This window comes from Streptomyces sp. NPDC001709, from assembly GCF_053596375.1.
In genome coordinates this window covers 114,380-140,337 of the sequence record NZ_JBSFGB010000002.1, presented here as the reverse complement: position 1 = coordinate 140,337, position 25,958 = coordinate 114,380, and the positions used below count along the sequence as shown (strand labels likewise).

The 25,958-nt window shown below is 71.3% G+C and carries 19 protein-coding genes; 3 read left to right on the top strand and 16 right to left on the bottom strand.

Annotated elements, in window-relative coordinates; genetic code table 11:
* Window positions 1–3: 3 nt before the first annotated feature.
* The 6 genes from ACWC0C_RS03510 to ACWC0C_RS03485 all read right to left on the bottom strand — a co-directional run bounded on the left by ACWC0C_RS03510 (window position 4) and on the right by ACWC0C_RS03485 (window position 7,434).
* Window positions 4–1,596: a solute symporter family protein gene (locus ACWC0C_RS03510; protein ID WP_450861270.1), complete on the bottom strand. Its 1,593-nt coding sequence runs from the start codon at window positions 1,594–1,596 to the stop codon at window positions 4–6.
* The gene (locus ACWC0C_RS03505; protein ID WP_450861268.1) at window positions 1,593–2,048 is read right to left on the bottom strand and encodes a DUF485 domain-containing protein; all 456 of its coding nucleotides are present in this window, start codon (window positions 2,046–2,048) and stop codon (window positions 1,593–1,595) included. Before ACWC0C_RS03505 ends, ACWC0C_RS03510 begins: the two co-directional genes overlap by 4 nt.
* 162 nt (window positions 2,049–2,210) lie before the next feature.
* Window positions 2,211–2,900: a response regulator transcription factor gene (locus ACWC0C_RS03500; protein ID WP_450861266.1), complete on the bottom strand. Its 690-nt coding sequence runs from the start codon at window positions 2,898–2,900 to the stop codon at window positions 2,211–2,213.
* Complete coding sequence (locus tag ACWC0C_RS03495) at window positions 2,897–4,048, bottom strand: sensor histidine kinase (protein ID WP_449200432.1); 1,152 nt, start codon at window positions 4,046–4,048, stop codon at window positions 2,897–2,899. The genes ACWC0C_RS03500 and ACWC0C_RS03495 overlap by 4 nt, the downstream gene beginning before the upstream one ends.
* Window positions 4,045–4,566 (bottom strand): DUF1453 domain-containing protein, encoded by a 522-nt coding sequence (locus tag ACWC0C_RS03490; protein ID WP_450861264.1) that lies wholly within the window; start codon window positions 4,564–4,566, stop codon window positions 4,045–4,047. Before ACWC0C_RS03490 ends, ACWC0C_RS03495 begins: the two co-directional genes overlap by 4 nt.
* Window positions 4,567–5,310: 744 nt before the next feature.
* Complete coding sequence (locus ACWC0C_RS03485; RefSeq protein WP_450861262.1) at window positions 5,311–7,434, bottom strand: DNA gyrase/topoisomerase IV subunit B; 2,124 nt, start codon at window positions 7,432–7,434, stop codon at window positions 5,311–5,313.
* A 440-nt stretch (window positions 7,435–7,874) separates the two neighbouring features.
* On the opposite strand from ACWC0C_RS03485, the gene ACWC0C_RS03480 reads away from it, so the two are divergent.
* A complete protein-coding gene (locus ACWC0C_RS03480; RefSeq protein WP_449200429.1) occupies window positions 7,875–8,105 on the top strand; it encodes a DUF7455 domain-containing protein in 231 nt (76 codons plus the stop codon).
* An 80-nt stretch (window positions 8,106–8,185) separates the two neighbouring features.
* Here ACWC0C_RS03480 and ACWC0C_RS03475 read toward each other — a convergent pair whose 3' ends face one another.
* The 7 genes from ACWC0C_RS03475 to ACWC0C_RS03445 form a co-directional block, all read right to left on the bottom strand.
* Window positions 8,186–9,064 (bottom strand): serine protease, encoded by an 879-nt coding sequence (locus ACWC0C_RS03475; protein ID WP_450861260.1) that lies wholly within the window; start codon window positions 9,062–9,064, stop codon window positions 8,186–8,188.
* 121 nt (window positions 9,065–9,185) lie between these two features.
* Window positions 9,186–10,733, bottom strand: a complete 1,548-nt coding sequence (locus ACWC0C_RS03470; protein ID WP_450861259.1) for an RNA polymerase sigma factor — start codon at window positions 10,731–10,733, stop codon at window positions 9,186–9,188.
* Between the two features lie 436 nt (window positions 10,734–11,169).
* A complete protein-coding gene (locus ACWC0C_RS03465; protein WP_450861258.1) occupies window positions 11,170–12,057 on the bottom strand; it encodes a FadR/GntR family transcriptional regulator in 888 nt (295 codons plus the stop codon).
* A 162-nt stretch (window positions 12,058–12,219) separates the two neighbouring features.
* Window positions 12,220–14,790, bottom strand: a complete 2,571-nt coding sequence (locus tag ACWC0C_RS03460) for an ATP-binding cassette domain-containing protein (RefSeq protein WP_450861256.1) — start codon at window positions 14,788–14,790, stop codon at window positions 12,220–12,222.
* A gap of 165 nt (window positions 14,791–14,955) precedes the next feature.
* A complete protein-coding gene (locus tag ACWC0C_RS03455) occupies window positions 14,956–15,714 on the bottom strand; it encodes an NUDIX hydrolase (RefSeq protein ID WP_449200424.1) in 759 nt (252 codons plus the stop codon).
* A gap of 131 nt (window positions 15,715–15,845) precedes the next feature.
* Window positions 15,846–17,759 carry a glycogen debranching N-terminal domain-containing protein gene (locus ACWC0C_RS03450; protein WP_450861711.1) on the bottom strand — a complete coding sequence of 638 codons (1,914 nt, stop codon included), beginning with the start codon at window positions 17,757–17,759 and terminating at the stop codon, window positions 15,846–15,848.
* A gap of 782 nt (window positions 17,760–18,541) precedes the next feature.
* Entirely contained in the window at window positions 18,542–20,140 is a 1,599-nt protein-coding gene (locus tag ACWC0C_RS03445; protein WP_450861255.1) for a DUF4192 family protein, read from the bottom strand.
* A gap of 142 nt (window positions 20,141–20,282) precedes the next feature.
* On the opposite strand from ACWC0C_RS03445, the gene ACWC0C_RS03440 reads away from it, so the two are divergent.
* Entirely contained in the window at window positions 20,283–22,448 is a 2,166-nt protein-coding gene (locus tag ACWC0C_RS03440) for a RecQ family ATP-dependent DNA helicase (RefSeq protein ID WP_450861254.1), read from the top strand.
* Between the two features lie 265 nt (window positions 22,449–22,713).
* On the top strand, window positions 22,714–23,334 hold the full coding sequence (locus ACWC0C_RS03435) for a hypothetical protein (protein ID WP_450861253.1): 621 nt from the start codon (window positions 22,714–22,716) through the stop codon (window positions 23,332–23,334).
* Window positions 23,335–23,781: 447 nt separating this feature from the next.
* Here the strand turns inward: ACWC0C_RS03435 and ACWC0C_RS03430 are convergent, their stop codons facing one another.
* The 3 genes from ACWC0C_RS03430 to ACWC0C_RS03420 all read right to left on the bottom strand — a co-directional run bounded on the left by ACWC0C_RS03430 (window position 23,782) and on the right by ACWC0C_RS03420 (window position 25,890).
* The gene (locus ACWC0C_RS03430) at window positions 23,782–24,414 is read right to left on the bottom strand and encodes a hypothetical protein (RefSeq protein ID WP_450861252.1); all 633 of its coding nucleotides are present in this window, start codon (window positions 24,412–24,414) and stop codon (window positions 23,782–23,784) included.
* A 68-nt stretch (window positions 24,415–24,482) separates the two neighbouring features.
* Window positions 24,483–25,184, bottom strand: a complete 702-nt coding sequence (locus ACWC0C_RS03425) for a ribonuclease HII (protein WP_450861251.1) — start codon at window positions 25,182–25,184, stop codon at window positions 24,483–24,485.
* Window positions 25,185–25,275: 91 nt separating this feature from the next.
* Window positions 25,276–25,890 carry a TetR/AcrR family transcriptional regulator gene (locus ACWC0C_RS03420; protein ID WP_450861250.1) on the bottom strand — a complete coding sequence of 205 codons (615 nt, stop codon included), beginning with the start codon at window positions 25,888–25,890 and terminating at the stop codon, window positions 25,276–25,278.
* Window positions 25,891–25,958: the final 68 nt, after the last annotated feature.

The window sequence follows — 25,958 nt, the reverse complement described above, 5'->3', positions numbered from 1 at the left end:
GCGCTACACCGCCCCGGCGCCGGTCAGTGACCGCACCTCCGTCTCGGCGTACTTGGCCTCGTCCGCAACCTCGTCGGACGTGACCGTGCCGAGCCAGCCGGCGAGGAAGCCGAGCGGGATGGACACGATGCCCGGGTTCTGCAGCGGGAAGTACTGGAAATCGACGGCCGGGAAGAGCGAGGCCGGGCTGCCGGACACCACCGGGGAGAGCAGGACCAGCCCGAGCGCCGGGATCAGCCCGCCGTACACGGCCCACACCGCACCGCGGGTGGTGAAATCGCGCCAGAACAGCGAGTACAGCAGCACCGGAAGGTTCGCCGACGCGGCGACGGCGAAGGCGAGGCCGACCAGGAAGGCGACATTGAGGTCGCGGGCGAGCAGACCGAGCGCGATCGCCACGACACCGATGCCGACCGCCGCCCACCGCGCCACCACCACCTCGCTGCGCGCCTTGCCGCCCGGCCGCCGCAGCGACGCGTACAGGTCGTGGGCCACCGACGCCGACGAGGCGAGCGTGATCCCGGCGACCACGGCGAGGATCGTGGCGAAGGCGACGGCGGCGACGACCGCGAACAGGACCGTGCCGCCGGTGGAGCCCGCGCCGCCGCCCAGGTCGAGGGCGAGCAGCGGCACCGCCGTGTTCCCGGCCGCGTTCGAACCACGCACCGCATCGGGCCCCACCAGCGCGGCCGCCCCGAAGCCGAGGACGAGCGTCATCAGATAGAAGCCGCCGATCAGCCCGATGGACCACACCGCGGACCGGCGGGCGGCCCGCGCGGTGGGCACGGTGTAGAAGCGGGACAGGATGTGCGGCAGCCCCGCCGTGCCCAGCACCAGGGCGAGCCCCAGACTGATGAAGTCCAGCCGGGCCGTCCACGTGCCGCCGTACTTCAGACCCGGCGCCAGGAACGCCCTTCCGTGGCCGCTGCGGTCCGCGGCAGTGATCAGCAGCCGGTCGAGGTCTCCGTGGAAGCGCAGCAGGACGAGCACGGTCAGCGCGATCGTGCCGCTCAGCAGCAGCACCGCCTTGACGATCTGGATCCAGGTGGTGGCCCGCATCCCTCCCAACGACACATAGATCACCATGAGCGCGCCGACCCCGATGACCGCCCAAGCCTGCGTGGCCCCGCTCGTCCGCCCCAGCAGCAGCGCCACCAGACTGCCCGCACCGACCATCTGCGCCACCAGATAGAGAACGGACACCGTGACCGAGGAAGTTCCCGCGGCGATCCGCACCGGCCGCTCGATCATCCGCGCGGCCACCACGTCGGCCAGCGTGAACCGCCCGCAGTTGCGCACCAGTTCGGCCACCAGGAACAGCACGACCAGCCAGGCCACGAGGAAGCCGACGACATAGAGCATCCCGTCGTACCCGTACAGCGCGATGAGCCCGGTGACCCCGAGGAAGGAGGCGGCCGACATGTAGTCACCCGCGATGGCAAAACCATTCTCCATCGGAGAGAACAGCCGACCTCCCGCGTAGAACTCCTCGGCCGAACCGTGCCGGTGACGGCTCACCCACGTCGTGATCCCGAGGGTGACGGCCACAAAACCGCTGAACAGCAGCAGCGCCAGGGTCTGATGGCCGCCCGTCACGAGTCGTCTCCACGCACTTCGCGGGTCAGTTCCTGGGTGTCCCAGCGCAGTTCCAGCGCCGCCCGGTCCCGGCGCAGCCGCGCATGCCGGGCATAGGCCCAGGTGAGCAGGAACGTGGTGAGGAACTGCCCGAGCCCGGCCAGCATGGCCACGTTCACCGCTCCCGCCACGGGCCGGGCCATCAGTCCGGGCGCCGCCGTGGCGGTGACGACATAGCCCACGTACCAGGCGAGGAAGGCGGCGACTCCCGGCACGACGAACCGCCGGTACCTGGTGCGCACCTCCTGGAAGGCCACGCTGCGCTGCACCTGGACGTACACATCGCGGGCCCGCGCCGCCGTTCCGCTCCGCTCCGCGCGAGCGGACGGCACCGCTGGCACCGGCACACCGGCGCCGGTCGCCTCGCCCCAGCCGGAGGCCAGTGCGTCGTACCAGGGGTCCTCGTACGTCACGTCGCGGATGGGCGCGCTGTGGTCTTGCTGGTTCTGGGCCGAACTCTCGGGATCGTCCCCGGCTCCCCGGGAACGACCATTACTTGACTTCATGCCCAAGGATGGACAGATCGGGAAGATCCCCGACTCTTCTTCCCCCGGCTCTTCACCCCATCAGGTGATTCACTGCGTAGGCGGCCGCACCAGCCCCTTGCTGTAGGCGTAACGCACCGCCTGCGCCCGGTCCTTGAGGCCTGTCTTGGCGAAGAGGTTGTTGATGTGTGTCTTCACGGTCGCGGTCGACACATGCAGCTTGCGGGCGATCTCCTGATTGCTGAGTCCTTCGGCGATCAGCAGCAGGACCTCGGTCTCCCGCGCGGTCAGTCCGTCGGGCGGCGCCTCGGTGGTCGTCGGCGGGCCGGCCTCGGGCTGCGACAGCCGCTCCAGCAACCTGCGCTGGACACTTGGCGACAGGCCCGCGTCCCCCGACAGCACACTCTCCACGGCACGAACGATCTCGTCCCCGCCCGCGTCCTTGGTCAGGTAGCCCCGGGCGCCGGCGCGCAGCGCGGGGAACAACGACTCGTCGTCCGCGTACGTGGTGAGCACCACGACCTGGGTCCCCGGATACTCCGCCCGGATCCGCCGGGTGGCCTCCACGCCGTCGCAGCGGGGCATCCTGAGATCCATCAGGACGACGTCCGGGGCCAGTTCCCCCACCAGTCGCACCGCTTCCTCACCGTCTCCCGCGGCGCCCACGACCTCCACTCCGGGCAGTAGCCCGAGCAGCATCACGATGCCCTCCCGGACCACGGTCTGGTCGTCGGCGACCACCACCCGTGCGGGCTTCTTCTCCCCCTCCGCCTCCGTCATACGGGCACCTTCAGCGTCACCACGAACCCCTCCTCGTCCGGCCGCGCGTCCAGTGAGCCGCCCAGCAGCTCAGCCCGCTCGCGCATACCCAGCAGACCGTACCCGGCTCCGGACCCCGTGAGTTCGCCCGGCCGGCCGCCCGAGTCCCGTACGTCCAGCCTCACTTCGTGCTCGCTGTAGTCGAGTCGCAGGTGCACCTTGGCGCCGTGGGCGTGCTTGCGGACGTTCGTCAGCGCCTCCTGGGCGACTCTGCGCACGGTCTGGGAAGCCTCGGCCGGCAGGGGCCTGCGCTCACCCGTCACGGTGACCTCGGCGCCCTCGGCCGCGCTGACGAGTTCGCTCAGGAAGTCCTCCAGCGGAGTCAGCTCGCCGCGCAGCGCGGACAGGGCCTGCCGGGTCTCGGCGAGTCCGTCGCGCGCCATGCCCCGGGCGGCCACCACACGCTCCAGGATGCGTTCGCGGTCCGCGCCGTTCTCGATCAGCAGCCGGGCCGCCTCCAGGTGCACCAGCTGTGCCGACAGGCTGTGGGCCAGCACGTCGTGGATCTCCCGTGCGATGCGCGCTCGCTCGGCCAGTGCCGCGGACTCGGCCTCGGCGGCCCGGGCGGCGCGCTCCTGGGCGAGGAGCCGCTGCGCGTGGCCACGGGCCTCCGCGTCCAGCCGCAGGACGTATCCAGCGAGGGCCATGCCCACCACCGTGGCGGCCGTGGTCAGCCAGACGTCGTTGTTGAACGCGGAGTACGCGGCCAGCGCCACACACGCCACGGGCACGGCCGCGGCGAGCGGAAGCCGCTCCAGGGCGCTGATTCCGCATCCGCACCAGAGCAGCAGGGCCGGTCCTCTGAACCCCGTGGCCTCGGCGGCGACCGCGAGGGCCAGGAGAACGGCCATGAGCGCGAGGGAGGGCACCAGCCGATGCTGATAGGTGGTCTTGAAGAAGGCCCAGGAGACAAGAGCGGCGAGGAGGACGCCGGCGGCTGCCGCGAGGGCCCCGCCGATGCCGACGTGCCGCTTGCTGAACGCGCTCCACAGGAGCAGTGCCAGCACGAGCACCCGCACGGCCCAGGCGAGCATGCGCCGGGGACGAGAGATTCCCGTACGGCCGAGTGCCTCTCGGGACGGCCAGCGGATCCAGACGTTCTCCGTCACACGCGCTCCTTCCGGGCCGACCACATGTCGTCACCGTACGCCGGGGCAGGACCGGTCGCGGTGGCGGAGGACTGGGCCCGCCAGACCAGGATCCCGCTGCGGACCAGCAGGGTGGCGGCGAGGCCGATCATCAGCGCGGAGCTGTCCTGGTGCAGGCCGAGCGCGGCGCCGACGGCGTAGACCCCGATGCGCAGGGCTATGCCCACGATCCATACCGCAACGCTCGCCTTGGTGCTCTTGGTCCACACGACGCCGTCCGACTCCGTCCAGATGCGGGTCGTCCAGGCCCAGCCGGCGCCGGTGACCACTCCGAGCACCATCTCCACGGCGAGCAGTACGGCGGATCCCGCACGGTGGTGAGCATCGAGGATGCCCGGCTCGCGCAGCGCGACGACAGCGAGGATCACGGGCAGCAGCCACCAGCGCCGGTCGGTGTTGATCGCGCGGGCGCGGAACTGCCGCGCGATCACTACGGCGGCGACGGCCACGATCACCAGCGCGTTGACAAGCCCGGACATCAGAGCCTCCGTGAGCGAGAAGGTGGTGCCGGGAGCGGGTGCCGCCGACACCTACGAAGCTACGGAAAAGCGCAGGTCGGGAGATCGGAGCCGGGGTGGATCACGGGTGGAAACCTGCAGTGGCCCGTCTCCACCCACGGGTGTAGACCCCGTGGGTGCGCATACCGAGCCGGGGCGGAGGCGGAGGCGGAGGTCGGTCGGGGTAGGGTCCGGCCGACCGCAAGCGGCGCGGAGTCCGGGCCGACAGTGCCGACGGCGGGGTAGGCGCGGAGTCCGGGACCACCTTCTATGCGTATCCGTCGGAAACGCCGGGGCCACCCACAGCTCACGACGGCGCGGCCTGGAATGGGGGGACCTGACGCAAGCACCCGCGAACACCCGCGAGCCGCGACCGTACCCGTGCCGGACCAAGCCTTGTGAAGCCGGCGTCGCAGGTGCGGGGCCGGCGACCAGCGGCCGGTCGTCGCGGTCGAAGACGTGGTCTGCCGTGTCCAGGCCACGACCCACCGGCCGCCGCACCCCGACCGGTGAGGGAAAACCACCCGACCGCGCATGCCCAACCGGCCGACGCCGTAGGCCCATCCAGCCGAAGGCGGAGGCGCCCTGCTGCCCCGAGAAGGACCACTTGACGCGCGGAGGCGAGCCACCGTCCCCCTCCGTCGGCGGCGATCCCCGTCGCCCGCCCCGGCCGACCGGGTCAGCCCTCCTCGGGCAAGCCCAGTCGGCCGAAGCCCGGCGCAGCGGCTACGCGTCGATGCGCGACCGGTCCAGCGTCGCCGCCGAGCTGGAGATGAACTCCTTGCGCGGGGCCACGTCGTTGCCCATGAGCAGGTCGAAGACCTGCTCGGCGGCCTCCAGGTCGGACAGGTTGATCCTGCGCAGCGTGCGGTGACGCGGGTCCATCGTGGTCTCGGCCAGCTGGTCGGCGTCCATCTCACCCAGACCCTTGTAGCGCTGGATGGAGTCCTTGTGCCGGATGCCCTTGCTCTGGAACTCCATGAGCTTGTCGCGCAACTCGCGGTCCGAGTACGTGTAGACGTACTTGTCCTGGCCCTTCTTCGGCTGGACCAGTTCGATGCGGTGCAGCGGCGGCACCGCGGCGAAGACCCGGCCGGCCTCGACCATCGGCCGCATGTAGCGCTGGAACAGCGTGAGCAGCAGGCAGCGGATGTGGGAGCCGTCCACATCGGCGTCGGTCATCATGATGATCTTGCCGTAGCGGGCCTGGTCGATGTCGAACGTGCGGCCCGAGCCCGCCCCTATGACCTGGATGATCGCGCCGCACTCGGCGTTCTTGAGCATGTCGGTCACCGACGACCGCTGCACGTTGAGGATCTTGCCGCGGATCGGCAGCAGTGCCTGGAACTCGGAGTTCCGCGCCAGCTTGGCCGTGCCGAGCGCCGAGTCGCCCTCGACGATGAACAGTTCGCTGCGGTCGACGTCGTCGCTGCGGCAGTCGGCGAGCTTCGCCGGCAGGGACGAGGACTCCAGGGCGGTCTTGCGACGCTGGGCGTCCTTGTGCTGGCGGGCCGCGACGCGCGTACGGGCGGCGGCCACCACCTTCTCCATGACGACCCGGGCCTGGGCGGCGGCATCCCGCTTCGTGCTGGTCAGGAACGCCTTCAGTTCTTTGGTGACCACGTTGTTCACGATGCGGCGAGCCGCCGAGGTGCCCAGGACCTCCTTGGTCTGGCCCTCGAACTGCGGCTCGGCCAGACGCACGGTCACGACGGCGGTGAGGCCCTCGAGGGCGTCGTCCTTGACGATGTTGTCCTCGGCGACCCGCAGCAGCTTCTTGGCGCGCAGCACATCGTTGAACACCCCGGTCAGGGACTGTTCGAAGCCCGAGACATGGGTGCCGCCCTTGGGGGTGGCGATGATGTTGACGAAGGACCGGATGGTGGTGTCGTACCCCGTGCCCCAGCGCATCGCGATGTCGACGCCCAGTTCGCGGGTGACCTCGGTGGGGGTCATCTGCCCGTGCTCGTCCAGGACCGGGACCGTCTCCTTGAAGGTGCCCTTGCCCGAGAAGCGCACGACATCGCAGACGGGCCTGTCGCCCGCCAGGTACTCGCAGAACTCGCTGATGCCGCCGTCGAAGCGGAAGGACTCCTCGCCCTTGCTGCCGCCCTCACCGAGGCCGAACTCGTCGCGGACGACGATCGTCAGGCCCGGCACCAGGAAGGCGGTCTGCCGGGCGCGCTGGTGCAGGTTCTCCAGGGAGAGCTTGGCGTCCTTGAGGAAGATCTGGCGGTCGGCCCAGTACCGCACGCGTGTACCGGTGCGGGTCTTGGGGATCTTCTTGGTCTTGCGCAGGCCGCTCTTGGCCTCGAACTTCGCCTCGGCACCGCCGGCCGCGAAGGCCCCCGGCACGCCGCGCCGGAAGCTGATGGCGTGCGTGTGACCGCCGCGGTCCACCTCGACGTCGAGACGGGCGGAGAGGGCGTTGACCACGGAGGCACCCACGCCGTGCAGACCGCCGGAGGCGGCGTACGAGCCGCCGCCGAACTTGCCGCCCGCGTGGAGCTTGGTCATGACGACCTCGACGCCGGACAGGCCAGTTCTGGGCTCGACGTCCACGGGGATGCCGCGGCCGTTGTCGCGCACCTCCACGGAACCGTCGTCGTGGAGGATCACCTCGATGCGGTCGCAGACGCCCGCGAGGGCCTCGTCCACGGAGTTGTCGATGATCTCCCACAGGCAGTGCATCAGACCGCGGCTGTCGGTCGAACCGATGTACATGCCCGGGCGCTTGCGCACGGCCTCGAGGCCCTCGAGGACGAGCAGGTGCCGCGCGGTGTAGTTGGAACCGTCGCGGTCTGCTCCTGCCAGCAGCGCTGTGGACGGCACGGACGTATCGGCGGTCACGCGGTTCGCTCCTCGCTGAATTTCAGTTGGCCCCCTACTGGGTAAGGGGACGGCTTCGGTCGCCGCTCAGAGGGTACCGAGGCCTGGTAGAGCCGGTGTAACGCCACCCTCGTCGTGAACTCAGACTAGTCCAGGCTCGCATACATGTTCGATCCCTCGATGGAGTGAAGTACATATCACGTTCCCTTGGAGGCATGAACCATTTAGGCTCCGGGCACGTCCTCATGAACAACAGGCAACCCGGCCTGGAGGACCGAGACACAACACTGCGCGAAACCGTAAGCACACAAGAGACGCACTACGGCACATTCGCCGCCAACCGGCAGCAAACAGCCGCCCCGGAAGATTTTTTTCGAGGAAAAGCCACGAGCGGGAACGTTTTCGGGCTGGTTGGATGTTGACCCTGGTACGACAGCTCGTCGAGCTAGAGAAGAGGCGACGTGACTACTGTTCTGACCCCCGCGAGCCCGCTGACGGCCGCCGATCGCTGCGACCGCTGCGGCGCCCAGGCATACCTGCGCGTCGTCCTGCTGAGCGGCGGAGAACTGCTCTTCTGCGCCCACCACGGTCGCAAGTTCGAGCCGGAACTCAAGAAGATCGCCGCTGAGATACAGGACGAGACGGAGCGGCTGACGTCCGTTCCGAACATCGCTTCCGACGAAGAGCGCTGAATCTCGCACACACGACGAGCCAGCCCCGGCACAGGCCGGTGAACGGGCGGCCGCTCCTCTTCAGGAGCGGCCGCCCGTGCTCATGCCCGCGGGGACGCTTCAGGAGCGCCTGTGGGGCCGCTACTGGCTCCCGAGGCCACCCCCAGGCTTCGTACGACTTCGGAGACGCGCGTGTACACGCCCGGGCGGCCGGCCCTGCCACAGCCGCTCCCCCATGACACGAGCCCGATCAGCCGCCCTGCCGCCACCAGCGGGCCGCCACTGTCTCCTTGGCAACTGTCCGGGCCACCGGTGGCCTCTCCGGCGCAGAGCATGCTGCCCGCCCGGTAGGTGCCGTCGGGACCGCCCGGGTAGGCGCGGGCGCAGAGGTCGTCGGACAGCACGCGCACGTGTGCGGCGTACAGCCTGCGCGCGTAGGCACCCCCGCCGGTCGTGTCCCCCCATCCGGAGACCAGGGCCTGCGTGTCCGGCGCGTAGGCGGGGTCGCCCGCGCCCGCCATCGCTATGACCGCGCTCTGCGGCAGCGGCTTGGCGAGGGTGAGCACGGCGAAGTCGCCGGCGTTGGTCACGCTGTCGTATCCAGGGTTGATCCGGGCGTCGCGTACGGCGATCTCCTGGCCCTCGCTCGACAGCAGGTCGGTGCGGCCGGCGATGACCCGGAGGTCAGGGAGGCGATTGGCGGGCGCCCCCAGGACGTCCTCGGCCAGGCAGTGTGCCGCGGTGAGCACCTGCGTCGGTGCGACCGCCACCCCGCCGCAGAACTGGCCCGCCCGCGTACCCCCGAACCGGTCACGGCTGGACAGCGCGACCGTCCACGGGGCTTGCGAGACGTCTATCGGAAAGCCCCCGACCACTACGCTGTCGGCGGCCACGGGGGCCGCGTTCACCAGGGGTATGACGGTCATGGTGGCCGCCAGGGCCAGCGGCCGGATCAGTGACCGGGCAACGGAACGACGCATGCAGGATCCTCACTCTCGGGTTGTACCGGAACACCCAGAGTGATCCACCGCACGGCAGTGCGCAGCACGAAGGCCCGGCTCCCGCGCGGGAACCGGGCCTTCGCCGTCGTACGAACTCGACCTAGTCGAGGTAGTCGCGCAGCACCTGGGAACGCGACGGGTGGCGCAGCTTCGACATGGTCTTGGACTCGATCTGGCGGATGCGCTCACGCGTCACGCCGTACACCTTGCCGATCTCGTCGAGGGTCTTCGGCTGACCGTCGGTGAGACCGAAACGCATGGAGACGACGCCGGCCTCGCGCTCGGACAGGGTGTCCAGGACGGAGTGCAACTGCTCCTGCAGAAGCGTGAAGCTGACGGCGTCGGCCGGGACGACGGCCTCGGAGTCCTCGATGAGGTCACCGAACTCGCTGTCGCCGTCCTCACCCAGCGGGGTGTGCAGCGAGATGGGCTCGCGGCCGTACTTCTGGACCTCGATGACCTTCTCCGGGGTCATGTCGAGCTCCTTGGCCAGCTCCTCCGGGGTGGGCTCGCGGCCCAGGTCCTGGAGCATCTGGCGCTGCACGCGCGCGAGCTTGTTGATGACCTCGACCATGTGCACCGGGATACGGATGGTGCGGGCCTGGTCGGCCATGGCGCGGGTGATGGCCTGACGGATCCACCAGGTGGCGTACGTGGAGAACTTGTAGCCCTTGGTGTAGTCGAACTTCTCAACCGCGCGGATCAGACCGAGGTTGCCCTCCTGGATGAGGTCCAGGAAGAGCATGCCGCGGCCGGTGTAGCGCTTGGCCAGCGAGACCACCAGACGGAGGTTGGCCTCCAGGAGGTGGTTCTTGGCGCGGCGGCCGTCCTCGGCGATGATCTCCAGCTCGCGCTTCAGCTTCGGCGCCAGCTTGTCGGCGTTGGCCAGCTTGTCCTCGGCGAACAGACCCGCCTCGATGCGCTTGGCCAGCTCGACCTCCTGCTCGGCGTTGAGCAGGGGGACCTTGCCGATCTGCTTCAGGTAGTCCTTGACCGGGTCGGCGGTGGCGCCGGCCGCGGCGACCTGCTGGGCGGGCGCGTCGTCCTCGTCCTCGTCGGACAGGACGAAGCCCGCGTTCTCGGCGCCCTCGGGCTCGTCGGCGACCTTGGTGTCCTCGAGAACCTCGTCCTCGAGAAGCTCGACGTCGTCCTTCTTGGCCGTGGTCTTCTTGGCGACCGCCTTCTTCGCGACGGTCTTCTTGGCAGCCGCCTTCTTGGCGGTCGTCTTCTTGGCGGCGACCTTCTTGGCCGTACCGGCTTCCTCGGCGGAATCGGCTGCGACGTCCGGAGCTGCGGGTACCGAGGGAGCGGCCGTGGTGGCGGTGGCCTTCCTCGTGGTCGTCACCGTCTTCGCCGCCACCGTCTTGGTGGCGGTGCGCTTCGCCGGACTCTTCGCTGCGACGCTCTTGCGGGTGCGCTTGGGCTCTGCGGCACTGACCATCAGCGTCACACCCTCTTCCTCAAGAATCTGGTTGAGGCTGCGCAGTACGTTCTTCCACTGAGTGGCCGGAATCTGGTCAGCTTCGAAGGCCCGACGCACATCGTCGCCGGCGATCTGCCCCTCAGCCTTTCCCCGCTCAATGAGCGCCATGACAGAGACGGACTCGGCGATCTCCGGCGGGAGCGTACGGGATGTGCTGGCCGACACGAACAACCTCTCGGAACGTTGGAAAACGGCTTCCGGCACCGTCCACTGCGGACAGGAGCCGACCACCGGCCTGGGGATGGGCCGACGGCGCGGGCGGGGCCGGGAAGATGCACAGCGCCTGTCATGGCGTCCGTATTCCCTCCGCGGCTGTCACCTCTTAGGTCATCGCGCTGTTCCCACGAGCGTTACGCCCAATCTGCGTGGCCCGAGTCACATCCCGTAAGCGGTCAAAAGCAATCAGACACGGACAGAGCAGATCACCGTTGTCATCATGCCCGGTTGCGCATCCGGCTCCGGCGGCCCGTCGCACCGCTGGACCCCGCCGGACCACACAGGTCCGGCGGGGTCCGGCGACGGCCGGCATCCGAGCCCGGCGCCGCCACGAGCACCACGAGGACGCCGCGCACCGACGACCGCACCGCCCCGGCCGCGGGCGTCAGTGCTCGCGTGGGGCGGGCACCACCCGCTCGACCTCGGGGTGGACCGTGAGCAGTTGACGCATGGCCGACTCGGCCGCCGTACCGTCGCCCGTGCCGAGCGCGTCGACGATGCGCGCGTGCTGCGCGAGCGACGCCTCGTTCGGCCGGTCACAACCCGTGACCGGGCCGCCGGAGACCTGGAGGGCCGCCGAGACGATCCCGGAGAGGTGCTCCAGCATGCGGTTGCCGGCGGTCTGGATGAGCAGCGCGTGGAACTCGCTGTCGGCACGCGAGTACGTCAGCGCGTCGCCCTGCGCCATGGCATGACTCATGATCTCGACCATGTCGCAGAGGCGCTGCTGCACCTCCTCCCGCCCGTGTCCGGCGGCGAGGCGGGCGGCGAGCGGCTCGATCGTCCAGCGCAGCTCGCTCAGCTCGCGGCGCTGGTCGTCGCGCTGGGGGCCGAAGGCCCGCCACTCGATGATGTCCGGGTCGAGCAGGTTCCAGTCACTGACGGGACGTACGCGCGTGCCGACGTTCGGGCGGGCACTGACCAGGCCCTTGGCCTCGAGGACGCGGAGGGACTCGCGTACGACGGTACGCGAGACCTCGAAGCGCTGGCCGATCTCCTCGGGCACCAGCGGGCGGTCCGCGCCCAGGTCGCCGGAGACGATCATCTGTCCCAGCTGCTGGACGAGTTGGCCGTGCAGTCCACGCCCGCGGCTGCCCGCGGCACGTCGGCCGACGCGGCCCAGCTCCGGGTCCGCGCCTTCCCAGGAGGGTGCGCCTACACGGTCGCCCACCTGGGGCTCCGCGTAGGGGTAGCGGTCGAGTTCGCCCGGGCCGGCCAGACCGGAGTCGGTGGAGCGGGCGGCGGTCATCATGGTGTGCGCAAGGGTACTCACGGATCCTTTGTCGGCGCCGCCTCCAACTCCCTTGAGGTCTTTGGTGAAAAGCACACGAAAGGGTGATCGCTCACCCCGTCGCAATTGACGCCTTATCGGAAAGAAATGGGCTTTCCACGGGGAGTTGTGCGCACGGCGGGATCGGAAGTGCACGCATGCTCGTCACCGGAATCGGGTGCGCAGCGTCGTGAACAGATACGCGCACAGCAGCGCCGACAGCGACAACGTCAGTGCGCCGCCGACGGGTTGGGCGAGCACCCGTGCCATCCCGAGCAGGTAGCGCTCGCCTCCGAAGGGCCACTGCAACAGCAGAACCTCTCGCATCCGCGCCGGGAACCCGGCGGCCATGTGCACGGCCGGTCCCTGCATCGCCTTGTGCACGAGGGGGACGACGACGACGGGTACGGCGAGTACGGTGGCCAGGCCGCCCGCGGTGGACCGGAACACACCGGCCGCGAGCACACCGGCCCAGGCACAGCCGACGACCAGGCCGAACCAACTCGCGCTCAGCGCAAGCCAGTCCGCGGGAACTTGTGTCAGCTCCCGTCCGTAGACGATGTAGAGCGCCTCGGCGTCGCAGCCCACGGTGAGGAAGGCCAGCAGCGCCGCGGTGGCTCCGGAGACGAGGAGTTTCGCAGTGAGCAGCCCCAGTCGGCGGGGCACGGTGCCGCGGTCCGCCGCGAGGGCGGGGTAACGGAACTCGTCCCCGAAGGCCACAGCGCCGAGCAGCCCCGCCGCGAGCGCCGCAGGCGGCAGCGGCAGCTCCCGCGGCCACGCGGCGAACAGCCGCGCCTGCGGGGTGTGGCCGATCCTGGCCAGCAGTACGGCGGTGAGCGCGGACACCACCAGGACGGCACCGCAGGTGAGGAAGCCGATGCCGACCCCGGCGCCGCGCCGGATCTCGTAGCGCAAAGGGCGGAGGGGGCTGGGAGCGGGGCGGACGGTGATGGGGGGTGGAAGGGGGGAGCGGACATCAAAGGTGCGGGCGCCGTCGCGACGGGCGGCGGGGGCGCCCGGTGCCGGACGGCTGCCAGGTCTCCTGGCGCCGGGAAGGCGGGTGCGCAGGGCGGAGATGACCGCTGCGGGGGTTCTCGTGCCGGCGGTCTGCGGTTCCCGGGCCGCCTTGGCCACATCGCGCTCCGCGATGGACGTGGCCGCCGCTTCGGCGGTCGGGCGGCGGTCGGCTTCCGTGGCCGCCTTCGCGGGAGCCGCTTCGGCATCCCCGCGGGGCGTGTCCTCGCCGCCGGAGCCGCCCCTGTCGCGTGCCGTCCCGCTGGTTCCCGGGGCCGTGTCGGCCGGCGGCGTGCCCTCGGCCGGTCCGCGTGAGGCGGTTTCCGCGTGCTCCGTCCCGGACCGGGCAGGGGAGGCCTCGCCGGGCGGCGACTGCCCACCGTCGAAGTCCTGGGCCCGCTCCCCCGCCGACGGCTCAATCTTCGACGAGCCACTGGGCACAGTCGGCTGCGGCACCGAAGCGGCCGGTGCGGTGTCCCGCCGCTTCTGCGCCGAGAAGCCGAACGGCGTGCCTCCTCGCCCTCTCGCCGGGGGATCCGCCCCGGTGACACCCGGCTCTCCTGCCGGGAGTCCGGACGCCGCAGCGGCCTGCTCCGCGCCGGACGGGGCGAACGCCGACACGCCGGGCTCCGCCGCCGACAAGCCGAGCACCGAGACGCCCGACACCGACGCCGCCAAGCCGAGCACCGAGCCATCCGGCTCCACCGTCGACAGTCCCCGCACCGCCGTCTCCCGCTCCGCGGGCGACGAACCGGACACAGCATGTTCCCGGTTCACCGGCGGCTCGTTCGCCGCCACGGCGCTCGCTTCGCCCGACGAGGCTCCGCCGGGTCCGGCATCGGCCCCCGGCCCCATGTCACCGACCTCGTCCGCGAGTTGGTGGACGAGGATGCCGTGCCGGAACGCCATCTCGCCGACGTCGGCGGTCGTGGAGCCGTACACCGAAAGACGATTGCCGCCCTCCCGTACGACCTCGACGGAACGGCGCGCGGTGCGGGCCTCCTTGGTGAGCAGGGCCGCGAGACGGGACGCGTAGGGGCTGCGGACGGCCACGCGCGGGCGCAGCCGGGTACGGGCGAACTCCCTGGCGTCCTGGTCGGCCACGAGTCTGCCGCCGTCGAGGGTGACGACCCGGTCGGCCGTGCGCGCGGCCTCCTTGGGGTCGGCGCTGGTGAAGAACACCGCGCCACCCCGGTCGGCGTGGGCTCGCAGCATGCCGTGCAGCCATTGCGCCTCACGGGCGGACAGGCTCTTGGCAGGCTCGTCCAGGACGAGGGTGTGGGGGTCGGGCAGCAGGGCGCAGGCCAGGCCGAGTCTGCGGTCCATTCCGCGCGAGAGCGTGCCGAGGCGCTCCTCACGCAGGCTGACGAGGCCCACGGCTTCGAGGACCTCGTCGGCCCGTCGCGCGGGAACTCCCGCGGCCGCGCACAGCATGCGCAGATGACCGCGCACCGAGCGGGCCGGATGCCCTGGTACGTCGCCGAGCAGCACGCCGACCTCATGCGAGGGATGGGCGGTCCGGTGCAGGGGCCGCCCTCTGAAGTAGGTGATGCCGCGCCCCTGTTGCAGCTCGAGCATCAGTCTGAGCGTCGTCGTCTTACCCGCACCGGCGCCTCCGAGGAGCACGGTGACATGCCCCGCGCGCGCTTCGAAGGAGACGTCGTCGACGGCGGGCGGGTGCGCCTTGCGGGGATTGCTGGTCAGTCCGAAGGCCTCGATCACCTGCAGCAAGATAGCGCGTCATGTCCGATTTTTTCGTGTATCGCACGATCTACTAACACATGTACTGCTTGCAGACCCGGTTCACGTACGCCGTTCGAGCGAGCCGACACCCGGCACGGACGGTCGGCCCACCTGGCGGTCCGGGCATCCGGCCGCCCGGACGTCTCAGACCTCGGGGCGCAGCATCGGGGGGTTGAGCAGGGTGGCGCCGCCAGCCCGGAAGAGCTGGGCCGGCCGGCCGCCCTGGCGGGTGGTCGTTCCCCCGGTGGGAACGAGGAATCCGGGCGTTCCGGTGACCTTGCGGTGGAAGTTGCGCGGGTCGAGGGCCACACCCCACACGGCCTCGTACACCCGGCGCAGCTCGCCGACGGTGAACTCGCTCGGGCAGAACGCGGTGGCCAGCGACGAGTACTCGATCTTGGACCGGGCCCGCTCCACGCCGTCGGAGAGGATCTGGGCGTGGTCGAAGGCGAGCGGTGCCGCGGGTTCGCCGTCGCGGCCGTAACCGCCCTGTTGGAGCAGCTCCTCGACCGGTGCCCAGCGCGCATTGCTGGCGTCGCCCCCCGCGCGCGGGGCGGGCAGGTCGGGCGCCAGCGCAAGGTGCGCGACGCTCACCACACGCATGCGCGGGTCCCGCTTGGGGTCACCGTAGGTGGCGAGCTGTTCGAGGTGGGCTCCGTTGTCCTGGGCCGGGGCCGAGGGGTCGTGCGCGCACAGTCCCGTCTCCTCGGCGAGCTCGCGCGCCGCCGCCTGGGAGAGATCCTCGTCGGCCCGTACGAAACCGCCGGGCAGTGCCCAGCGCCCTTGGAACGGGGGCTCGCCCCTGCGGACCGCCAGCGCACACAGGGCATGGCGGCGCACGGTCAGCACGACCAGGTCCACGGTCACGGCGAAGGGCGGAAAGGCTGACGGGTCGTAGGGCATGCCGCGATCATAGTCGTCTGCCTGACGATAAACACTCCCTTCCTCGGCCGCACCGATGGTGGTTCCGCTTCTTTCGGGTATGGGGCGCAGGACCGGCTCCCGTTTCTTCGTCCCCGTGGCGTCGTACGAGGTCACGCTCCCAGTTGCAGGCCGTCCGCCGCCTCCTCGACCATGGCGAGCCCCAGCCGGCTGATGCGCACGGCGAACGGGGCGCCGGCGACGCGCAGCCCTGTCAGGCCCAGTTCGCCGAGCGGCGCACTCCGCACGGGGCGCAGGGTGACCGTTCTGGCGGGGGTGTCGGGTCGGATACCCGCGAGCGAGGTGAGCACCATGATCACAGATGCAGCCGCGGTGGCCGCCGGCCGACAGGCGGCGGGGTGCGGGAGGGGAGCGCTCCCGGTGAAGCGCTGTTCGCCGGCGAACATCTCCGGCAGTCGGTACCCGAAGTGTTCCGCCGCTTCCAGCAGCCCTCTCAGCAGACCGGCGGACTCCTTCTCATAGCCGGCGGCGGCCAGTCCAGCGACGGCGAGTGCGGTCTCGTGGACCCGGACGGCTCCGGTCCGGTGACCGAAGGGGTTGTGTCCCGGCTCCTTGGTACCGAGGCCGCGCAGTCCCCAGCCCGCGTCCATGGCAGGGGCACCGAGCCGCCGGGCGAGGTGTTCGGTCTGTACGGCGTCGAGCAGGCCCGGGGCGAGCCGGCCGGAACCGAGGAGGCCGGTGTCGAGGAGGTGCACCGCGGTGGAGCCCAGGTGGGGCACGGGCCGGCCGTCCGGTGCCAGGGCCGCGGCCGGACGTCCGCCGCTGCGGTCCTCGACCCAGAAGTCGGCCCGGAAGGCCGACTGCAGGGCTTCGGCCCACTGGCGTAACTCGGTGGTGCCGGGCCGCTCGAAGGCGTCGAGGAGATCGGCGCCGAGCAGGGCCGCCCGATACGCGTGGGCCTGCGTCTCGCAACGGGCCGGGCCGCCGGGCTGGGGGTCGTGGAGGTAGGGGCCGTCGCCTGCTGTGGTCCGCAGCCAGGTGAGGCAGCGCTCCGCCGTGGGGAGCAGTTCCCTTGTCTCCTGCTCGGGAAGCCCCCAGCGGCGGGCCTCGGCGAGCAGGACGGGGAAGAGCAGTGTGGCCTCCGTGCCCGTGCAGCTGGACGGGAGGAAGGGACCGGCGTCACGTCGCGGCCCGGGGATCATGCCGGCCCGTGGGCTCCGGTCGAGGAGCTGGGTGCGGGCCAGGGTGCTCAGGGTGCCCGCGGCGAGCCGGGTCCCGAGCGGCAGGGCCATGCGCGCCGCGGTCAGAGCCTCGGCGGGGGCCATTCCGCAGCGCCAGGGCGCGCCCGCCGCGAGGTGGGTGTCCGACGGGTGGGCGGGGTCGCGCAGGAGCAGGGCGTGAAGGTCGGCGACCGCGGCGTGCAGCAGCGGGGCCACCCGGGGGTCGTCGCCCTTGGCCCGGGCGGGGGCGAACGGGCTGGTACTGGCGTGTCCCGCCGGCCGCAGCGGACCGGCGCCGTCGAGCCGCACCCTCAGTTCCACGGCGGCCGTGCCGTTCGGCGGCAGTTCCAGTTCCCAGCGCAGCAGTCCGGCGGACGCAAGGGCGTCGGAGGGCGGCGGGTCGGCGGTGACGGAGGCGGCGGCACCGGCCGTGGCCCAGCGCAGGCCCGAGTCATGGACGGTGGCCGGGAGTTCAGGGCCCGCCCCGTCGGAGGCGATGGCACCGAGTTCGGCGAGATCTGTGCCGAGGGCGACCTCGAGGGGCAGCCTCAGCGGTCGCGCGGCGGCGTTGCGGAGCGTGATCCGTTCGGTTCCGTCGGCGCGACGGGTGCGTTCGACCACGACGTCCGGATCGGGACCCGCCAACGGCGAAACGCGCAGTGTTCCCACGAAGCGGGCGCTGTCGGCGCCGGTCATCCTGGCCTGCACGGGCAGGGGTTCGCGGCCGGACACACGGACCTGACACCGGGAGAGGAGGCGCCTGCCGCCACGGTAGAACCCGTCCAGTCCACGGCCGGCCAGCTGTCCCTCATCGGAGATGGCGAGGCCGGGCAGGGCGACACAGATCAAGGCGGTGTGTGTGGGCGGCAACTCGGGCGCCGGGCGGCTGCCCTGGGGTGTGCGTGCAGACGGATCTACGGGGCGGCGGCCTAGGGCGGCTGCCGGACCCTGTGCCGGTGGCCTGCCGCGACCTGTGGAGGGGCCCGAGCCGAAGTCCCTGGGGGATGGCACGACACCGATGATCTGCCGTGTGGCGACGGCGCCGTCCGGAAGGAACCGCCCCTGCCGGTCCCAGGGAGGGCGTTCGTCGTCGGCGACGGAGGGCGGAGCCGACTGCTGGTGCATGGGGTGGCCTCCTCTGCGCTCGCGGCGCCTCGGACGTGCCGGGCGACCGGTGGGGCGCCCCGGAGGACAAGGGTCGTACGGCGGCAGGGCCGGTCCAGGCGTTCCGCCACTCAGGTGAACGGTGCGGGACTCGTCCGGGTCACGGCTCGCCTGGGGAAAGCCGACCGATCGGTGTCGGGACGCCTCGGGGAGGCCGGCCGGATGGTGGCGGATCGACAGGGCAGTGGTGCCGCTCGGGCCGGCCGCGAGCCGGTGCCACCAACGGTCACCTGACCGGCCCCCGCATGGCCCCCGAGCGGAGGGGCATGCCCGATGCCCCCTGCCTGCCAGGCGACTCAGAAGGGTGCCACCGCCGTGGCAGCCGCACCGACCCGCACGAGACCGGAGCCGGAGCAGCCGCCAGGGGCGGGCGCCGCAGTTCACGGTTTCCGCTGAGGTGCCACGCGTCTTCCTTGCGCAGACCTGCTTGACCAGGTGTGTGCCCGCACTGCCCCGCACGGCGCTCACCCCTCCCCCTCGGACTTGCGGTGCTCGCCTCCCGCGGAGGCGGCGCCGGTCGTGGGGCCCTCCGGATCCGCCGCACGCGTGCGTGTGCCGCCGAGGCCGCGGCTGCCCCGGCGTGAGGGGTCGGCTGCCGACGGGCCGGGGTGCGAGCCGGCCGGCCTCCGCCGTCCACAGCTGGACCGAGCCGCGCGAGGGGCGTCGCTGCCCTCCGCCGCGCGCGCACGGCGCCGTCGGCGCGTGCCCGTCCCGCAGTCCGCTTCGGTGCCCACGTCGTCCGCCCGCGAAATCGTGCCGGGCGTCAGGGTTTCGGTCGCCGGGAGCGCGGCCTGCGCCGTTTCCGTCTCTGCGTGCGCCTGTGCGCCGATCTCCGCCTCCGTACGCCCTGCCCGGTCGGTGCCATCCGCCGCTGCCTGCGCGCGGCCCTCGCGGTCCCCGCGCAGGCAGCGGCGGATCGCTTCCGGGTCGAGGCCTTCGTTGCAGGCCTGGTGGAGCAGCCTGGCGAAGAGATAGTCGGGATCCGCGCCCAGTGCCATGGCCAGCGCCTCACGGGCCTCCAACTCGTCGCCTGTCGACCAGGCGACCCAGCCGGCGAGAGTCAGCGGCGCCGCGGCATGTTCGCCGTAAGGTCCGACGCAGCGGCGGGCCAGGGCGCGCCAGAGCCGGAGGGCCGGGCACGCCTCGGCGCCCTCCATCCAGGCGGCCGCCCGGTCGCGGGTCGTGCGGTCCTGGAGTCCGAGGATCAGCGTCGCCGCCTCGTCATGCTTGAGCAGGCCGTCGTCGCGCAGGTCGGCCGGATGGGTGCCGGACACCGGTGCCGTGGCGGCGAAGCGGTGGATGATCCGCTCGGCGAGGCGCAGGGTCTCCTCCGCGACTTCGTCTCGGGACGCCTCGTCGAGAATGCGGGGCACCAGGGCCATTCCGGCCGCGTCGAGCGCGATCTCCTGCTCCAGGGCCGCGGTCGTCTCCCACGGCTGCAGCCTGGCTCGCAACTCCCTGAGCGTGCCGCGCACTTGGATGCCGGCGTAGGTGGCAGCCGCGGCCAGTACGGATGTGCCGGGAAGGCCCATCGGCGAGCCGTCCTCGGGGCAGCAGCTCTCGACCGGGCAGCAGTACGACCAGAAGCGGCCGTCGGAGATGCACAGTGCCTCGATGACCGGCACGTCGAGGTCGCCGCACTGGGTGCGCAGCAGGTGGGCCAGCCGCTCGAGCCGTCGTTTGACGTCGCGGCCGGACTCTCCCGGAGCCGGTTCCTGGCAGACGTAGGCCACCATCTGTTCGGGCCGGGCGCCGCGCCGTTCGCTGCCGGTCACCAGTCCGCGGGCCAGCTGGTGTGCTGCCGCTTCCCAGTCCTCCTCGTTCCTGGGGATGCCGAGCCGGGCCCGGCCGCCGAACCTTCCCTGGCCTTCGCGGTCGTGCAGGGCGACCAGCACCATGCTGTCCTCCGGGCGATAGCCGAGGAGATAGGGGAGGGCGTCGGCCAGCTCGGCGGGGGTGCGCAGCGTGACCTGCGTTTCGTGCATGGATGGGCCGGTGACCGGCTCCTGCCCTGAGATGTCGCTGTTTTCGAACGGTCCAGTGGTTTCGCTGTGATTCGTCATGCGCAGACGATCTCGCGGATCTTGAGATTCCGCTTGGACCTGTGGATAAGTCGAATCAGGGACACGACAAGCTGGTCCCGGTTGTCCACAGACCCGGCCGGGACCGGCCCGCTTGTCAGTCCCGTCCTGTTGTATGGAACGCATGGAGCACACGAGCAACGCGGATCTCCGGGCACAGGCGGACGCCGTCCTCGCCCGGCTCGTCGGGGATGCCACGGGCGCGGCCCGGCTGCGCGAGGACCAGTGGCGGGCGATCGAGGCACTGGTCGCCGAGCGGCGCCGGGCCCTGGTCGTGCAGCGCACGGGATGGGGCAAGTCCGCGGTGTACTTCGTGGCGACCTCGTTGCTGCGGGCCAGAGGAAGCGGACCCACGGTGATCGTCTCGCCCCTGCTCGCGCTCATGCGCAATCAGGTGGAGGCAGCGGCCCGGGCCGGTATCCACGCCCGGACCATCAACTCCGCCAACACCGAGGAGTGGGACGCCGTCCAGGCCGAGATCGCGGCCGGCGAGGTGGATGTCCTACTTGTCAGCCCGGAGCGCCTGAACAATCCGGACTTCCGCGACCAGGTCCTGCCCAAGCTGTCCGCGGCGACCGGTCTGCTGGTCGTGGACGAGGCCCACTGCATCTCCGACTGGGGTCATGACTTCCGTCCCGACTACCGGCGGCTGCGCACCATGCTCGGTGATCTCCCGCCCGGCGTGCCCGTGCTGGCCACCACGGCCACGGCCAATGCCCGGGTGACCGCGGACGTCGCCGAGCAGCTGGGCACCGGAGGCACCTCGGACGCCCTGGTGCTGCGCGGGCCGCTGGACCGGGAGAGCCTCAGCCTCGGTGTGCTGCGGCTGCCGGATGCCGCGCACCGGATGGCCTGGCTCGCCGACCACCTCGACGATCTGCCGGGCTCCGGCATCGTCTACACGCTCACCGTCGCCGCCGCCGAGGAGGTCACCGCGTTCCTGCGGCAGCGCGGGCACAGCGTCGCCTCGTACACGGGCAAGACGGAGAACGCCGAGCGCCAGCAGGCCGAGGACGATCTGCTCGGCAACCGGGTCAAGGCGCTGATCGCGACCTCGGCACTCGGCATGGGTTTCGACAAGCCGGATCTCGGTTTCGTGGTCCACCTCGGCTCCCCCTCCTCCCCCATCGCCTACTACCAGCAGGTCGGCCGAGCAGGCCGCGGTGTCGAACACGCCGAGGTGCTCCTGCTGCCGGGCAAGGAGGACGAGGCGATCTGGGAGTACTTCGCGTCGCTCGCCTTCCCGTCCGAGGAGTTGGTCCGGCGCACCCTGGATGTCCTCGCCCGGGCCGACGGCCCCCTGTCGCTGCCCGCGCTGGAACCCCTGGTCGAGCTGCGCCGCTCCCGGCTGGAGACCATGCTGAAGGTCCTCGACGTGGACGGGGCGGTCCGCCGCGTCAAGGGCGGCTGGATCGCCACCGGACAGCCCTGGTCGTACGACACCGAGCGCTACGACTGGGTCGCCCGGCAGCGCGCGGCCGAGCAGGACGCGATGCGCGCCTACGCGTCCACCACCGAGTGCCGGATGGAGTTCCTGCAGCGTCAGCTGGACGACGAGGGTGCCAAGCCCTGCGGCCGCTGCGACAACTGCGCCGCCCCGCGCTTCACCGCCGACACCTCCACGGCGGCGGTGGACGCCGCCCGGAGCGACCTGGGCCGTGCGGGCGTCGAGGTGGAGCCCCGCCGTATGTGGCCGACGGGTCTGCCGGCCATCGGCATCGATCTCAAGGGACGCATTCCGGCCGGTGAACAGGCCTCGCCGGGACGGGCTCTGGGTCGACTGTCGGACATCGGCTGGGGCAACCGGCTGCGTCCGCTCCTCGCGCCCCAAGCGCCGGACACCGCTGTGCCGGACGACGTGGCACGGGCCGTGGTGGGGGTCCTGGCCGACTGGTCCAAGGGTCCTGGCGGCTGGGCTTCCGGAGCATCCGATGTCCAGGCCCGGCCGGTGGGTGTCGTCACGGTCGCCTCGCGGACCCGTCCCCTGCTGATCCATTCCCTGGGCTCCCGGATCGCCGAGATCGGACGGCTGCCGCTCCTCGGCTCCGTGGAGTATGCCGAGGACGTGCCACGGGTGCCGCGCAGCAACAGCGCGCAGCGGCTGAAGGCCCTCGACGGCGCGCTGACCGTGCAGCCTGCACTCGCATCGGCACTTGCCGCGGCAGGCGGCCCGGTGCTGCTGGTCGACGACTTCATGGAGACCGGCTGGACGCTTGCGGTCGCGGCACGTCTGCTCAGAAAGTCCGGCGCGCGGGCGGTGCTGCCGCTGGTCCTGGCCGTCCAGGGCTGACCGCGTACCCGGCCGCGGCGGCCGTACGGAGCACACACCGACGCCTCAGGCGTCAGCGGACCAACCTTTGGGTAGGAATATAAGCCACGCACCACCAGATAACTGTCGGTGGCCCCAATTGCTCGTTGCCGCATCCAAGTTCGGCAGGAAGAATTGAGGTCCGCTCCCCGCACGGCTCGTCCGTTCCGGTTGGGCTCTGCTGCGGCGCGCGGTCCCTCGAATCCGACCTCGCCCGCAGTGTGGGCGCGTAGCCGAAGGGAGGAACGTGACCTTCGGATTCGCCTCGTCCTCGGCAGCTTCGTTGTCGACGTCCGCGTCCGCCGCTTCCGCCAGTCGCCTGCTCGAGCCGGCCGAATGGGCCGCCGCCGGAATCCCTCTGCTGCGCAACCCTCGTGAGGTGGTCAGCGGGCTGCACGCCCGCCATCGGCCGGAGCCCTCCATGGCGATCGTGGCCGTGCTCGATCCGGACGAGCGGCTGTGCGCCAGCGCGTCGTTCATACGTCGTCCGGCGCCGGCCGACGGCTGGATGTTCCGCAACGCGCTGCTCGCGCAGTTGCGCCGGGTCATTCCGCACGACCTGCGGCGCCGGACCCCGGTGCGCACGGCGATACTCATGTACTGCCGTGAGGGCGACGCGCGTTGGACGGAGGAGGACGGCGCCTGGATGTGGGGCCTGCGTGACGCCTGCACACTGCACGGGCTGCGATGCGGGGCGTACATCACGCTGACCCATGACGGCTGGCATGTGCTCGGCGAGGGTCGTAGCGGGCGCCACCCGAACGCCGATTCCGCACCGGAGCCCTTCGCCCTGTCCGAGGCCCCGCCGCTCGCACCGCGCACCGGCGGCCCGGTCTCCGAGGTCCTGCGCCGCGCGGCGGCTCGCTGAAGGACACGACAGCGGATCAGGCTTCACGCCCGCCTTCTCCACGCCACCGACCGACTTGGGCGGTTCGGAGGCCGAACCGCCCGCCGCTATGCCGCAAGGACGCCGCGCGTGGCCCCTGCCGTGCCGAGGAACGCGGGGGTCGTGCCGCGCCCAGGAACAGAACGGCACCTGAGCCGCGCCTGCGGCCGTACGAGGTCCGCTCCCGGCGCGGCCAGGCAGGCCGTCGCTCACGGACCGGCCTCAGCTGGCACAGCAGCGTGATCCGGGGTCCGTCCGACCTCCGCCCGACAACCGCCCGCCACACCTCGCCGTCCAGGCGCGTCGCCGGGGAGCCGCCCCACGAGCGGAACGGCCGCCGGTCATCCGGGCATGCCGAAGACCACACCGTGCGGATACCGCCGGAGCGGCTCCTTCGTCACCCAGGTGCCCCGGAGTGCCGGACGCGGCTCAGACGCCGGCGCCCAGCACCGAGTTGATCTGCTGCGGGTCGCCGCAGACGATCAGCAGGGCACCGGCCCGGGCGTGGGCCAGCGGGAGGGCGGAGGCCGCAGCGGAAGCGGGTCCACCGTTGACGGCCACGACGACCACAGGGCGGGACGCGGCGCGGGAGGCGATGGCGGCGTCCGTGTAGAAGACGTCGTCACCGGCGTCGTGCTGCGCCCAGTAGGAAGCTTCACCGAAGGACAGCTCGTGTTCCGCCCACGGGTGCTGGGACCCGGTGGTGATCACGAGGACGTCGCCAGGGGCACGACCTGAGTCCAGGAGCAGGTCCACCGCCTCCTCGGCGGCGTCGAGCGCGCCCTCGGCCGAGGCCGGGATCAGCTGGATCTGCGGGGTGGCCGCCGTGGCGGCGGGAGCGGCCGGGCCCGAGGGGCCCGGGGTGGCCGGAGCCACGTCACGCGGCGTGCGCTGCACCGGCGGCGCGGGCCGCAGAGGGCCGGGACGACCGGGGCGGGACGGAGCCGCGGGGCGGGGGCCGGGTACGGGGCGGGGGGTCGGCGCGGTACGGCCGCTGGCCGGAGTGGCGCGGGGACCCTGGGCACTCTCGTGAATCTGAGGCTCCTCGGGAATGAGAGGCATGAGCTGATATTTATCAAACATTGGTGCGGCGCGGGTGACCGGGTGGCACATCAGTGCGAGCGGAACCGTCAGAAATCGAAGCCGAGCTGACCTTCGATTTCCGGAACGCTTCCGTCCGCCCAGCTGCGGACCTTCTTGAGGTGCCGCCACTGAGGCAACGCATCAAGATACGCCCACGACAGGCGGTGGTGCGGGGTGGGCCCCCACTCCACCAGTGCGGCCTTGTGCACGGGCGACGGATACCCGGCGTTGTCCGCGAATCCGAAGTCTGCATGGTCGACACCCAGTTCGGCCATCATTTTGTCGCGCTGAACCTTGGCTATCACCGACGCCGCCGCGACGGCCACACACGACCGGTCGCCCTTGATCACCGTGCGCACCTTCCAGGGAGCGCCGAGGTAGTCGTGCTTCCCGTCGAGAATGACGGCGTCGGGGCGGACCGGCAGGGCGTCCAGGGCGCGGACCGCCGCCAGCCGCAGGGCGGCCGTCATCCCCAGGCCGTCGATCTCCTCGGGGGAGGAATGCCCCAGCGCATAGGCCGTCACCCACACCTGAAGGATCTCGGCCAGCTCCGTGCGCCGCTTGATCGTCAGCAGCTTGGAGTCGGTCAGCCCCTCGGGCGGGCGGCGGAGTCCGGTGATCGCGGCGCAGACGGTGACAGGTCCGGCCCAGGCGCCGCGCCCCACCTCGTCGATACCGGCAATGATCTTCGCTCCGGTCGTGGCGCGCAGGGAGCGCTCGACGGTGTGGGTAGGTGGTTCGTACGGCATGGCGCCCTTAGCGTACGCCGCCGGGATCGTCACCCGACACCCCGGTCGCCCGACCGCCGCACAGATCGCCGGCGTGCGGGCTCGGCTCCCGTCAGGGGCGCAGCAGCGGGAGCATCAGCTGATCGATCATCTCTTCGAGATCCTGATCGCTCCATTCGCTTGCGCACATCTTCGAGCGGTACATCATCATGGCGGGGATGGCATCCAGGACGTAGCTATTGGCCGCGTCCGGACGAACCTCTCCCCGCCCTATTCCACGGGTGATGACCTCACCGAGGAGCATGACGGTCGGCTCCACCACGCCCCCGACGATCACATCCTGGAAGCGCTTCGCCTGAACCTGATCACACTCGTGAATAACCGAGCGCAGCGCGACACCTGGGGGCGAGAACATGATCTGCCGCACCTGCCGGCACAGGGTGAGGAGGTCCTCGCGCACGCTGCCCAGATCCGGGGCCGTCTCCACCCGAGGCAGTCCGGCCGCCAGCGCGTCCGCGACGAGGTCCTCCTTGGAGGGCCACCGACGGTACACCGCGGCCTTGCCGGTCTGGGCGCCTGCCGCGACTCCTTCCATGGTCAGCCCCTTCCAGCCGACCTCGCCGAGCTGTTCCAGCGCGGCATCCAGGATCGCTCGCTCCAGCACCACGCCGCGCCGACGAGGGGAAGCCGCTCGGGTGGGAGCGGCCGTCCAGCGCGAGATAACCATCTATGTCTCTCCAACAAGCAAGGGAAGCGGGGGTTCCGGGGCAGGGTGCGCCGCGCCGCAGCAACAGG